The 12,429-nt window shown below is 67.6% G+C and carries 6 protein-coding genes, 1 tRNA gene and 6 pseudogenes; 9 read left to right on the top strand and 4 right to left on the bottom strand.

What is annotated here, in order from left to right:
- Window positions 1–130 precede the first annotated feature (130 nt).
- On the top strand, window positions 131–1,294 hold the full coding sequence (locus ACFU8Q_RS32380) for an IS4 family transposase (RefSeq protein WP_384460896.1): 1,164 nt from the start codon (window positions 131–133) through the stop codon (window positions 1,292–1,294).
- A 16-nt stretch (window positions 1,295–1,310) separates the two neighbouring features.
- Here the strand turns inward: ACFU8Q_RS32380 and ACFU8Q_RS32375 are convergent.
- Window positions 1,311–2,270: pseudogene (locus tag ACFU8Q_RS32375) on the bottom strand (ISAzo13 family transposase); the annotation flags it as partial.
- Window positions 2,271–2,320: 50 nt separating this feature from the next.
- Here ACFU8Q_RS32375 and ACFU8Q_RS32370 point away from each other — a divergent pair.
- The 4 genes and pseudogenes from ACFU8Q_RS32370 to ACFU8Q_RS32355 form a co-directional block, all read left to right on the top strand.
- Window positions 2,321–2,779 (top strand): annotated as a pseudogene (locus tag ACFU8Q_RS32370) (transposase); the annotation flags it as partial.
- Between the two features lie 148 nt (window positions 2,780–2,927).
- A pseudogene (locus tag ACFU8Q_RS32365) lies at window positions 2,928–3,122 on the top strand (ISL3 family transposase); the annotation flags it as partial.
- A 192-nt stretch (window positions 3,123–3,314) separates the two neighbouring features.
- Complete coding sequence (locus ACFU8Q_RS32360; protein WP_384460894.1) at window positions 3,315–3,698, top strand: transposase; 384 nt, start codon at window positions 3,315–3,317, stop codon at window positions 3,696–3,698.
- A 179-nt stretch (window positions 3,699–3,877) separates the two neighbouring features.
- Window positions 3,878–4,522, top strand: a complete 645-nt coding sequence (locus tag ACFU8Q_RS32355; protein WP_384460890.1) for a transposase — start codon at window positions 3,878–3,880, stop codon at window positions 4,520–4,522.
- A 12-nt stretch (window positions 4,523–4,534) separates the two neighbouring features.
- Here ACFU8Q_RS32355 and ACFU8Q_RS32350 read toward each other — a convergent pair.
- A tRNA-Ala gene (locus ACFU8Q_RS32350) sits at window positions 4,535–4,608 on the bottom strand.
- Between the two features lie 589 nt (window positions 4,609–5,197).
- On the opposite strand from ACFU8Q_RS32350, the gene ACFU8Q_RS32345 reads away from it, so the two are divergent.
- The 4 genes and pseudogenes from ACFU8Q_RS32345 (at window position 5,198) to ACFU8Q_RS32330 (ending at window position 10,704) form a co-directional block, all read left to right on the top strand.
- Complete coding sequence (locus tag ACFU8Q_RS32345; protein WP_384460887.1) at window positions 5,198–7,636, top strand: polysaccharide lyase 8 family protein; 2,439 nt, start codon at window positions 5,198–5,200, stop codon at window positions 7,634–7,636.
- Window positions 7,637–7,743: 107 nt separating this feature from the next.
- Window positions 7,744–8,256 (top strand): annotated as a pseudogene (locus tag ACFU8Q_RS32340) (MerR family transcriptional regulator); the annotation flags it as partial.
- Between the two features lie 470 nt (window positions 8,257–8,726).
- Complete coding sequence (locus ACFU8Q_RS32335) at window positions 8,727–9,980, top strand: IS256 family transposase (protein ID WP_384460884.1); 1,254 nt, start codon at window positions 8,727–8,729, stop codon at window positions 9,978–9,980.
- A gap of 24 nt (window positions 9,981–10,004) precedes the next feature.
- Window positions 10,005–10,704, top strand: a pseudogene (locus tag ACFU8Q_RS32330) (2-phosphosulfolactate phosphatase).
- Between the two features lie 207 nt (window positions 10,705–10,911).
- Here the strand turns inward: ACFU8Q_RS32330 and ACFU8Q_RS32325 are convergent.
- Together ACFU8Q_RS32325 and ACFU8Q_RS32320 are read right to left on the bottom strand one after the other, a co-directional pair.
- Window positions 10,912–11,319, bottom strand: a pseudogene (locus ACFU8Q_RS32325) (tyrosine-type recombinase/integrase); the annotation flags it as partial.
- An 85-nt stretch (window positions 11,320–11,404) separates the two neighbouring features.
- A complete protein-coding gene (locus ACFU8Q_RS32320; protein WP_384460882.1) occupies window positions 11,405–11,743 on the bottom strand; it encodes a hypothetical protein in 339 nt (112 codons plus the stop codon).
- Window positions 11,744–12,429 lie beyond the last annotated feature (686 nt).

Below are 12,429 nucleotides of genomic sequence, written 5' to 3'. Positions count from 1 at the left end.
CATCGGGCACGAGATCAGCAGACACCCGGAAGATCCTGCCGACACAACACCCAACTGCCAAGCCAACACACCGATCTCATTCTGAAACGATCAGTTAGACGGTCGTACAGATGACAGTAGCCCGGACACCATCAACGACACAGAGAGCAGCATCCAGGAGTTGAGCGAGAGTATTCCCAACAAGTCTTCGTTCACGCGGGCGCGCAGGCGTCTGGGACCGCGGGTCTTGGAGACGTTGTTCCGCGAGCTGGCTGGCCCGCTGGCTGCCGTCGGTTTGAAGAGCGCCTTCTATCGCGGGATGCGGCTGGCCGCAGTGGACGGGTTCGTGCTGGACGTGCCGGATACGACGGCCAATCGGGCCGCGTTCGGCGGGCCGGTCAAGAACGGCCAGCCTGCGGGTTTCCCGCAGGCGCGGGTCGTGACGCTGACCGAGTGCGGCACACATGCGCAGATTGACGCGGCGGTGGGCGGGTTCAACGGCGGCGAGCCGGAGCTGGCGATCAAAATGGCCGACTCAGCCGCCGGGATGCTGGCCATCATGGACCGGGGCTTTCCCGGGGTTGCGTTATGGAAGGCATATACCGGGGCCGGTGCCCATCTGTTGATCCGGGCACGCTCGAGCGTCGCGGCTCGCCCGGTCGAGCACCTGCCCGACGGGACCTACCTGGCAAGGATGAACCTGGCCGGGCAGAAAGGCGCGCATCCCGGCGGAGTGCTGGTCCGCGTGATCGAGTACCGCGTCGACAGCGGCGAAGTGGTCAGGCTGTTGACCGATCTGGTGGACCCAATTGCTTATCCGGCGGCGGAGTTGGCGGGAATCTACCACTCGAGGTGGGAGGCGGAGTCGGCATTCCGGCAGATCAAGACCTTCCAGCGTGGGCCGGCCGAGGTCCTGCGTTCAGGCGACCCGGATCTGGTGCGCCAGGAGGTCTGGGCACATCTGGTCGTACACCACTGCCTCACGCAGGTCATCATCGCTCTGGCCGACGACAACAGGATCGATCCGGACCGGGTCTCCTTCGTCAAGGTCCTCAAGCACGCACGGCGCAGCGTGGTCCGCCAGTGCACGGACACGCCCACGAAGATCAAAGAGTTCTTGGTAGTGCTGGCAGCGAAGGTTCACCGGAAGCTCGACAACGGCGCCAGGCGCCTGCGGGAGGCGGACCGGCATCTGAAGCGCCCGGACTCGAAGTACTCCTCGAAGCTCTCCTACCGGATCAACACCCGCGACCGGCGGCCGACACGACAGGTCACAGCCAAAGTCATCACGCTGCACCCCGCGATAGTTCAGTAGTCAAGCAACGGCATTGGGTGCCGGGTGGGAAGTGACAGACGGTGATCGTCAGACCCGTCTCGAAGGCGAGCTTAGCCAGCTCCGCTCTCCAGAGCCGGTAGCGGTAGCCGTTGGAACCACCGGCGTCGGCGGTGATCAGCAGCCTGGCGGCCCGCGGGTAGTCGTGTCGGCCTCGGGCCTGCCACCAGCGGCGGATGGAGGCGACCGCGAAGACCGAAGTGTCGTGGTCGGTGCCGACGTTGACCCAGCCGGTGTCTGCCGCAAGATCGTAGATCCCGTACGGAATCGCGGCTTCGCCCGTAGGCCCGGAGAAGAAGCTGTGGTCATCAACCTGGACCGGGTCGCCCTTCGGGCGCCACTGACGGCCCGGGTTGGGCAGCCGGCCGACCATCTCCTTCTTCTTCGTGTCCACGCTGATGACCGGCTCGCCCTCGGCCAGGTGCTGCTTGGCCTGCCCGTTGATATAGCGGAACTGGGCGTCGCGGTCGGGGTGTTGCTTACCCTCCAGCGTCTTGGCCTGGGCCTGGAGGGAGAACCCGTTGTGCTTCAGCAGTCGTCCCACCGTCATCGCGGAGACCGGATGTCCCCGCCGGGTCAACTCGTCCGCCAGATTGCGCAGGGACTTCGTCGTCCACCGCAGCGGAGACATCGGATCGCCCCGCTCATCCGGCTCCACCAGTGCCATCAACGCGGGCACCAGTTCCGGGTCCAGCTCCTCGGCTCGCTTGCGGCCGCCGCCCGGCCGCCGAATCCGCCCCGCGGCTACCACGCCTTCGCCGGCCTCCAGCTCGAAGACACCCCGGCGAACCGTAGTCTCGCTGGCCCCCGTGACCCGTGCAACGGCCCGAACGCCCCCATGCCCCAGCAGCCTCGCCTCGGACCCCATCAGTAGACGCCGCTGTCGTTCGTCCAGGTGTGGCAGCAGTACCTCGAACCGGACAGCGAGCTGCCCGAGATCCCCCTCCGAAATCGCCATACCAGATCAACGAGACGCATCCCTGGAAGCGACACCTTGATTCCTTACGGCTTCACCTGCTGCGGAACTCCTTCCGCTATGCCGCCCGCCAGGACTGGGACAAGATCGCCAAGCTCCTCAAGCCCGTCTACACGGCGCCGACCGAGGAGGCTGCCCTCGACCGGTTCGCCGAGTTCGCCAACGCCTGGGGCAGGAAGTATCCGGCGATCGTGAGGCTCTGGGAGAACGCCTGGGAGGAATTCACCCCGTTCCTCCGCTTCGACACCGAGATCCGCCGCATCGTCTGCACGACGAACGCGATCGAATCGGTGAACGCGCGGATCCGCCGGGCGGTCAAGGCCCACGGACACTTCCCCAACGAGACCGCCGCCCTGAAGTGCGTCTACATGGCGGTCATGCCCCTGGACCCCACCGGCCGAGGTCAGGCCCGCTGGACCATGCGCTGGAAGACCGCCCTGAACGCCTTCGACATCACCTTCGACGACCGGCTCACCGCAGCCCGTCAGTAACCCCAACCACCCTCGATACACCGCTCGATTGACAGACCCGTCCTGTGGTCTGGCCACGGTGAGTGACGGAGCGGGCGGAGAGAGGATCCTCAAGGTTGCCCGAAAAAAAGGCTGCCCGTCCGGGTGGCTGGGCTGACAGTTCCGGGCCGTGGATGACCTTGCGGTTCGGCTGAAGGATCTGTTGTTCCCGTCGGTAGCGGACGTGGTAGTGCTGTCGCTGGACGTGAGCATCGCGATAGTGCGCGTTGATGTCCGGTGTACGACGGCAGGAGCGTCATGTCCGTTGTGCGGGACGTGGTCGGGCCGTGTTCATGGCTCCTACTTGCGGTTTCCCACTGACGTGCCGAGCGGTGGCAGAAACGTGGTGCTCCGATTGAGGGTTCGGCGATTTGCCTGTCCGAATGCGTCCTGTAGGCGCCGGACATTCGTCGAGCAGATACCAGGGATGCCCCGGCGTCACGGCCAGCGGACCGAACGCCTTCGCTCGACGCTGTCCGACATCGGGCTGGCCTTGGCCGGTCGAGCCGGAACCCGCATGGCCCAGGTGCTCGGCGTCGGCGTCAGTCGGAGCACGATCCTGCGACTTGTCGACGAACTGCCAGAACCGCAGCCGCCCACCCCGCGGGTGGTCGGTGTCGACGAGTACGCCACCCGCAAAGGCCGGCACTACGGAACCGTCTTGGTCGATGTCGAGACCCGCCGGCCGGTCGACCTGCTGCCTGACCGGGAAGCGGCCAGCCTCGCGGCCTGGCTGGCCAAGCGGCCGGGGATCGAGGTGGCCGGGACCGGGCTCCGTTCTTCGCCGAGGGTGCCAGCGCCGGTGCGCCCCAGGCGGTCCAGGTCGCCGACCGATGGCATCTCTGGCACAACCTCAGCGAAGCCGCCGAACGAAGCGTCTCCCAGCACCGCCGCTGCCTGAACGTTCTCGTTCCCACCGTCCCGCAACCCGAGGCAGAACCAGATGCGGCAGCTGAGTCCGCGACCTCACCGTGGACGACCAGCAGCCGATTTGCCGACCGCACCAGGGCCAGGCACGCCACGATCCACGCCCTGATCGAGGCCGGGCACAGCCGGCGCTCGATCCAGCGGCAGCTCGGCATGACCTATGGCACCGTCCAGCGTTTCGCCGACGCCGCACGGCCGGAAGACCTCTTTACCGGTCAGTGGCAGAACCGGACCTCCGTCCTGGACGAGTACAAGCCATACCTTGACGACCGTTGGAGCGAGGGCTGCACCAATGCCTGGAAACTGTGGGAGGAGATCGTTCCCCTCGGCTACCAGGGGAGCTACGGGCGCGTCCGCGCCTACCTGCACCTCAAGCGGACATCACCGCGGCCGGTGACGGCCCGGCCGCCCTCGCCCCGCTCGGTTGCCGGATGGATCCTCCGCCGCCCCGAGGCCCTCACCGAGTCCGAACAGCTTCAGCTCAAGAACGTCTGGACCAACTGTCCTGAGATCGCCGCCCTCAGCCGCCACGTTCGGTCCTTCGCGACCATGCTGACCGAGCGCCAGGGCGAACGCCTGCCGGACTGGCTTGACGCCGTCCGACAGGACGACCTTCCCAGCCTCCACACCCTCGCCGCAGGGCTGGAACGCGACCGTGATGCTGTCATTGCTGGCCTGACCCTGCCCTGGAATTCGGGCGTTGTCGAAGGACACGTCAACAGGATCAAGATGTTCAAGCGCCAGATGTTCGGGCGCGCGGGCTTCCAACTCCTACGGAATCGCGTCCTGCTGGCATGAGCCAGAGTGGGATGGGGCTGGCCGGATTCGAACCGGCGTCCTCCCACATGCGGTGAAGGCGCGACAACCGCTGCGCTACGAGCCCCATCCCGCCCGCGATCATACGAGCACCCTGACCCCAGCGCTCTGAATTTATCCAAGAGGACTGATCACTCAGCGCGACGACATCACAGAACCTGTGCCAGAACCGGCATCGACGAACAGCCCCAGCCCCAGCCGGAGCCCAAGCCCGCCGCCAAGCGGACCCGCCGCACCAAGGCCGACCCCGCCGCCGAGCCCCACCCGCAAGCGCGCCCCGGCCAAGCCGAAGCCCGCCACGTCCTGACCCATGCCAGCCGTGCGGCTCGGCCCACACGTGGCCGGGCCGCACCCCTGAAGGGTGCCCGGCGTCGGCGTCAGGACCGCCGCAGTTCTGCTGGTCACCGTCGGCGACGATACCAACTTCCCCCCGTACCGGCTCGCTGAACTCCCTTACACCGGCAGCCGGTTACCCACTTCCACCCCCCGGCCCACCAAGCAAACGGCTTCCGCCGGCGCGGACCGCCCCGGGTGGACTCGCCCCCGCCGGGCCGTACGGCGACCCGGGCGACCCCTTGAGTACCTCAACGCCCCCATGCTAGAAAACGCTTACTACGCTGGCATTCCCGCACTGGCTCACTCTCCCCCGGAGCTTCGATGACAACTGCCTGGTCCCGTCGCGCCCTGCTGGCCACGGGCGGCGGTGCGGCGCTCGCCCTCGGCCTGCCGACCGCCGCGTCCGCCTCCGCCCCCGCCGCCCTCCCTGCATCCGCCGCCTCCACCACCGCGGCCGACGCCGCCGACGAGTTCGCCGCCCTGCGTGCGAAGTGGCGCGATCTGTACCTGGGAACCGGTTTCAGCCCGACCGCTGAGCCCTTCAAGTCCAAGCTCGCCGACCTCGGCGCCCAGGCAACCGGTTACCGTTCCACGATGGCCCCCGCGCGCGGCTCCCTCTGGCCGGACCTGGTCTATCTCGACCCCGAACCGGACACCGACACCGAGTCGTTCAACTTCTCCGCCAACATGAACACCGGCTACAACCGGCTGCGCACCATGGCGGAGGCATACTCCCAGCCCGGCACCGGGGTCACCGGCGACACCGATCTCAGGGACGCGGTCATCACCGGCCTCGACCACCTGTACGCCGACGTCTTCAACGAGACGACCGCCCGTTACGGGAACTGGTGGAACTGGCAGATCGGCGCGCCCCAGGCCCTCATGGACACCTGCGTGCTGCTGTACGACGCCCTGTCGGACGCCCAACGTGCCAACTACTGCAACGCTGTGGACAAGTTCCTGCCCGACTCCGCCGTCGGCTCGTACACCGGCACCAGCACCGGCGCCAACCGCGTCGACCTGTGCCGCGGCATGATCCTGCGCGGCATCGTTGGTGCCAATACAGCCAAGATCGCGCTGGCGGTCGCCGCGCTCTCGCCGGTCTTCCCGTACGTCACGACCGGCGACGGCTTCTACCCGGACGGCTCCTTCGTCCAGCACACCTCCATCCCGTACATCGGTGGCTACGGCGCGGTCCTCAACGACGGGCTGGGCCGGCTCTTCGCCCTGCTGCGCGGTTCGACCTGGGAGATCACCGATCCGGGCAGCCGGCAGTTCCTGGACACCATCGACGCGGCCATCGCCCCATTCATCTACGACGGCCTGATGATGGACAACGTCTCGGGCCGCGGCATCACCCGCGTCGGGGCCAGCGACCACACCCGCGCCCACGGCGTGATGGCCTCCATCGTGCTGCTCGGCATGGGCGCCGGCCCCGAGGAGAACGCCCGCTGGCGCGCCATGGTCAAGGGCTGGCTGCAACGCGACTACTACGCCCCGGCGCTCAGGGCCGGCTCCCTGAGCCTGGTCAACACTGCCCGGTTGCAAACCCTGTTGGATGACACGACCGTCACCACGTCACCGGAACCGGCCGCGCACCGCTCCTTCCACAACATGGACCGGACCACCCACCGCCGCCGCGGCTGGGGTGCCGGTCTCTCGATGGCCTCCGATCGGATCGCCCACTACGAGTTCGGCAACGGGGAGAACAAGCGCGGCTGGCACACCGGCGCGGGCTGGCTCCAGTGGTGGGGCGACGGCGCGGGTCTGGAGCAGTACTCGGACGCGTACTGGCCGACCGTCGACCCGTACCGGCTGCCCGGCATTACCGTCTCCCGGAAGAAGCTCGCCGACGGGCAGGGTGGCGCCTGGGCCAACCCGAAGCCGGGCACGAAGTGGGTCGGCGGCACCGGCGACGGCGAATTCGGCACCACCGGCCAGCACCTCCAGGGCCTGGCGAGCACGATGCACGCCCGCAAGTCGTGGTTCTGGCTCGACGACTGCGTGGTCTGCCTCGGCTCCGGCATCACCTCCGCCGACGGCGCGGGCGTCGAGACGGTCGTCGACAACCGCTGCCTCGGCGCGAGCGGCACACAGCAGCTGCTGCTCGACGGCGTGGCCCAGCCCGCCACCCAGGGCTGGACCACCACCCGCACCACCACCTGGGCCCACCTCGACCGGCACGCCGGGTACGTCTTCCCCGGCGGCACCGAACTGCACGCGCTGCGCGAGGAGCGCACCGGCGCCTGGAAGGACATCAACGACGACGGTACGGCCACGCCCAACACCCGCCGGTACATGACCCTTTGGAAGGATCACGGCACCGATCCGGCGAACAGCTCGTACGCGTACATCCTGTTGCCGGGCGCGAGCAGCAAGCGCACCGCCGACCGTGCCGCGGACACCGGCTGGCTGCAGATCCTCGCCAACGACGCCGGGCGCACCGGCATCAGAGTTCCCTCCCTCGGCTTCACCGGCGTCAACTTCTGGGCGGCGGGCACGGCGGGCAAGGTCACGGCGAGTGCGCCGGTCTGTGCGCAGATCCACGAGAAGCGCGACGGCACCGCCACGATCTGTGTCTCCGACCCGTCCCGCACCGTCACCGGCCTCACCCTCACCTGGCAGCGGCCCGTCAAGTCCGTCCTGTCCAAGGCGGCGACCGTCACCGACGTCCGGACCGGTTCGTCGGTGACCGTGACCTTCGGCGACCTCAGCCGGAGCCGCGGCGCCACGCACACGGTGCGCGTCCAGGTGCGGTGATCCAGGGCCGCTGGCGGTGATCACGGGCCGGGTCGCGGGGCTTCTGGGCTCCGGGGTTGCGGTTGCCGCAGCGGCAGCTGGTGAGGTGATCGTGAGGGGAGGCGGCGATGGTCTGGCCGATCGCGGAGGTCGCCCGGATGTCCGGTGTGACGGCTCGAACGCTGCGGCACTACGACGAGATCGGCCTGCTGACGCCCGCGGGGACCGGTTCCAACGGCCACCGCTGCTACGGGGAGGGCGAGCTGCTCCGGCTGCAACAGATCCTCGTGCTGCGGGCGCTGGGCCTGGGTCTGCCCGAGATCGGGCGGATTCTGGCCTTGCAGGTCGATGAGGTGGAGGCGCTGCGCGGTCACCACCGCCGGCTCCTCGCCGAGCGCGACCGGATCGACGCGCTGGCCGGCACCGTCTCCCGCACCACCGCCGAACTGGAGGAATCCAGAAAGGACGGTGGTCCCATGACCGCGATCAACCGACCGGAGAACCTCTTCGAGGGCATCCGGCCCGCCCAGTACCGGGAGAGCCTGCGCGACTTCCCCGAGCTGGCTGGGGCGATCGACCGGCACACCTCGACGATGAGCAAGGCGCAGATCGAGGCCGGACACCGCGAGCGCACCAGCCGGACCAGTAGCCTGTGACCAGCGGCTACGAACGGCCCGCGCAGACGGCCGAGGGCCCCGATCCCCTGATGGGGGCGGGGCCTTTGTCGCCCCCAAGGGTTCTGCGGTGCTCACCGCTTCGACGGCCGCGGCTGACCTCAGCCGACTCCCCCGACCTCCGTTCCCACAGGTCCGGGGGCCCACATGGGGAACGTCAGGGGAACGGAAGGCCGAGTAAAGGCCGGGAACGATCCGACGGGGACGGAAGGCTGGACCGCGCTGACCAGCCAGAACGGTGAATCCGGGGGAAGATCAACACAGACAGGGCAGGTTATAGGGCCTCTCCTAAAGCGGGTGTCGCAGGTTCGAATCGAGCAATGCTCAGGACTTGTGGATCAGTTCCCGGAGGGACGCGGAGGGCGTACCTTCCCGATTGATCCTGTGATGGTCACCGAGTAGGCCCGCGTTGGCGCGCGGGTCGGGAAGGCACGCCCGTGCTGAGCGTAGTCACTGACGACGGTTTCACCCAGACCGGCTCCTTGATCGACGAGATTGTGCGAGAGGGCGCCCGACGGATGCTGGCCGCCGCGCTGGAGGCGGAAGTCAACCAGTACATAGCCGAGTTGGCGGCTGAGACCGACGAGCAGGGCCGGCGCCTGGTGGTCCGCAATGGCCGCCACCGGTCCCGGATCATCGTCACCGCGGCTGGCCCGGTCGAGGTCACCGCACCCCGAGTGAACGACCGTCGCGTCGACGGGGCCACCGGCGAGCGCAAGCGGTTCTCCTCGAAGATCCTGGCCCCATGGTGCCGCAAGTCCCCGAAGATCTCCGAAGTGCTGCCGCTGCTCTACCTGCACGGACTGTCGTCAGGCGACTTTGTGCCCGCGCTGGAGCAGTTCCTCGGCGGCACGGCCGGCCTGTCGCCCGCGACCGTGACCCGGCTGACGAAGCAGTGGCAGGACGACCACGCTGCCTTCCAGGACCGCGACCTGTCCGACCGCGACTTCGTCTACGTCTGGGCCGACGGCGTGCACCCCAAGATCCGGCTCGGCCAGGCGCACTCGTGTGTCCTGGTCCTGCTCGGCGTCCGCCTGGACGGCACCAAAGAGCTGATCGCGCTGGCCGAGGGCCTGCGTGAGAGCACCGAGTCCTGGGCCGACCTGCTGCGCGACTGCCGCCGCCGCGGCATGCGCGACCCAGAGCTGGTCATCGGCGACGGCGCGATGGGCCCGTGGAAGGCCCTGGCCGAGGTGTTCCCCACCGCCCGGCATCAACGCTGCTGGGTCCACAAGGCCCCAAATGTCGCGAACTCACTTCCGAAATCAGCACAGCTGGGCGCGACGAAGGCCATGCAGGAGATCTACAACGCCGAGAACCGGGCCCATGCCGAGAAGGCGATCGAGGCCTTCGCCCGCACCTACGGCACCAAGTGGCCCAAGGCCGTCGCGAAGATCACCGACGACCGGGAGGAGCTCCTGGCGTTCTACGACTTCCCGGCGGAGCACTGGGTTCACCTGCGGACCACGAATCCCATCGAGTCGACGTTCTCCACGGTCAAGCTGAGGACGAAGGTTACCCGCGGGGCCGGCAGCCCGGCCGCTGCACTGGCCATGATGTTCAAGCTCGTCGAGTCCGCCCAGACCTGCTGGCGCGCGATCACCGGCGCCCAGCTCGTGCCACTGGTGCGCGCGGGCGCACGCTTCGAAAACGGCCGACTGGTCGAACGCACCGAGACGCAAGCGGCCTGAGTAGACTACGCCAGCATGATCGGAATGGACGCTCGTTTCGTCAGTATCGCTGAGCTGGTCGAGGTCCCGTCCGTGGCGGTCGTGGTCGACGTCATGCGTACTTTCACCGTGGCTGCCTGGGCCTTTGCCCAGGGGGCGGAAAAGATCGTTCTTTCCGAGTCACTGGACGACGCTCTGGCGCTGAAGACCCGCCACCCGGATTGGGTGGCACTCAAAGACGGACCGCCCGCGGCTGGGTTCGACATGGTCAACTCTCCAGGCACGCTGCGGGCGGCTGACCTTCGCGGACGGACCGTTGTGCAGAAGACCACCGCGGGGACGGTCGGCGCCCTTGCCGTGAAGGATGCACCGTTGGTGCTGTGCGCCAGCTTCGTGGTGGCGGAGGCGACCGCTCGGCTCTTGCGGACACGCAAGACCGACAATGTCGTTCGTGGTCACCGGCGAAGACGGACAGGCCGATGAAGATTTGGCGTGCGCTGAATATATCGCTTGCAGGTCGGCCGGCGCCGAGGCGGACGCTTCTGTGTTCCTCCGCCGAGCTGCCAAGTCGCGCGCCGCTGCCGAGCTTGCGGAGGGGGTGCGTCAGGGAGTGCACCCTGACGACGTTGCACTCTGCCTTGAGCTCGACCGGTTCCCCTTTGCCATGGTGGCAGCCTTGGAAGACTCGCTCATGGTCCTGCGTCCGTGCGCCGTACCTGCGCACGCCGACGACCCCGCGATCTGATAAGCGGCAGCCAACATCCGGTCGGGCATGCGGCATCGGGTCTGTCTCGATGGCGGTGCCTCGAAGGCGGCACGCGACCCCCCTGATCGCGATCCACAAGTCTTGACTATTACTCGTTCGAATCCTGCCGGGGGCACAAGCGCAAAGGCCACCTGGGAACGTTCCTAGGTGGCCTTTGACATCCACAGATGACATCAACGGCGACGGTCACTCACGGCCGGGACGCTTCTCGAGCAGCCGGTCCATGTGGCTGATCGCCTCACGCTGCGTGTCCTGGACGACGTGCGTATAGACATCCATGTTGATGCTGATCTGGCTGTGCCCGAGGATCTCCATCACCACGCGGGGAGCGACACCGGCCGCGGTCAACAGAGTCGCGCAGCCATGCCGGGCATCGTGCAACCTGATCACCCGGAGGCCGGCGGATTCGGCAACGTGAGTGAAGGAGCGGTAGACGTTCCGCGGCTTGACCGGGCGACCGGTCCGAGTGACGAACACGTGGCCACCTTCCTGCCACGACTCCCCCGCACGAGCCTTGGCGTCAACCTGCCGCATTCGGTGCCAGCGAAGCGGAGCGACGCACATTGCCGGGAGCGGCACAGTCCGTCGACGTCGTCCCACACGTGTCGGCGATCTCAGGCTCAAGGACAAGGAGCCACACGTGTGCCAGGGCAGGGCGGGAATCTGCGGTCGAAGGCTCTCAGGGGCGAGCCAGTGAAGACCGCATGGCAGCCATGAGCTTCTGGCGGGCCTCCCGGAAGGCGCGCCGTACCTGTGTGCACTCAGGATCGTCACGCAGATGTCCGGCGACCACCGCGTCCCGGTAGAGCAGCAGTTGGTAGGCGGCATCCCTGGCGGACCGGGCCACCTCCGGTGTGGCCAGTAGCTCCAGTTGGTACTGCTTCGAGTGCACGCCGTGGGCCAGGATGCTGGCGCGAGCGAGCTGGGCCCGTTCATCCCCTGGTAGGTGCTCCGATCGGCTGGCATCGCTTATGGCGTCGCGCGCCTCAGTCAGGGCCTCCAGGAACTGGGCAGACACCGTACGCAGGGTCTCTCTGTCCCGCTCGCCTGTGTCTCTTCGCCAACGCACTCGGTCTGTGGCGAGCGTGCTGCCCACCCCGACAACCGCACCCACCACTGTGGCGACCAACGCTGTCCATTCCATGGCCTGGAGACTACGAGTCCGCCGAGTCTGGCGGCCAGGGACCCGTGACTCTTCTGCCATCGCACCACGGAGCGCCCTCCCGGAGCAGTCTCGGGGCCGTGGAAGGGCGCTCAATGATGGCCAACGCTGACAACTGCCGACAGCTCAGCAGCAGGTCACAGCGTTGATCGATTACGTAACCGCAGGCTGGGAACCCGGCGTATCACTTCTTCGGCTACTGAGCGCAACCACCGGCGCTTGACTCGCCCATTAAGACTCCGCCGACCTTGGCTGTACCGTCTCCGTAGACGATCACGGGGAGAGGAACAAATGCCGAGTCTCCAGTTCAGCTGGGAGCTCAGTGGAGCCGGTTGGGCAACGTGCCGCATCGCGGACGGATCTTCGGAATGCATAGATGACGTCAGCTACTGCACGGACGCTCTCGCTGGCGAGGTAGAGCCAGCCCTCGGCCGTCGGCAGGTAGGCCGCCTTGGACATGGCCCACGGCCGGGGGAACCTGGAGCCGGGCTGCGTAATCCACAGCGATCGCGGCAGCGAGTACACCTCGACTCAATTCCGGC

The organism is Streptomyces sp. NPDC057543, assembly GCF_042801895.1.
Taxonomy (GTDB): domain Bacteria; phylum Actinomycetota; class Actinomycetes; order Streptomycetales; family Streptomycetaceae; genus Streptomyces.
This window is presented reverse-complemented; position numbering and strand designations above follow the sequence as displayed.

Coding starts and splice junctions, on each gene's coding strand:
- ACFU8Q_RS32345 (WP_384460887.1), top strand. CDS start 5,198: ATGACAACTGCCTGGTCCCGTCGCGCCCTGCTGGCCACGGGCGGCGGT.
- ACFU8Q_RS32360 (WP_384460894.1), top strand. CDS start 3,315: ATGGCCCAGGTGCTCGGCGTCGGCGTCAGTCGGAGCACGATCCTGCGA.
- ACFU8Q_RS32355 (WP_384460890.1), top strand. CDS start 3,878: ATGACCTATGGCACCGTCCAGCGTTTCGCCGACGCCGCACGGCCGGAA.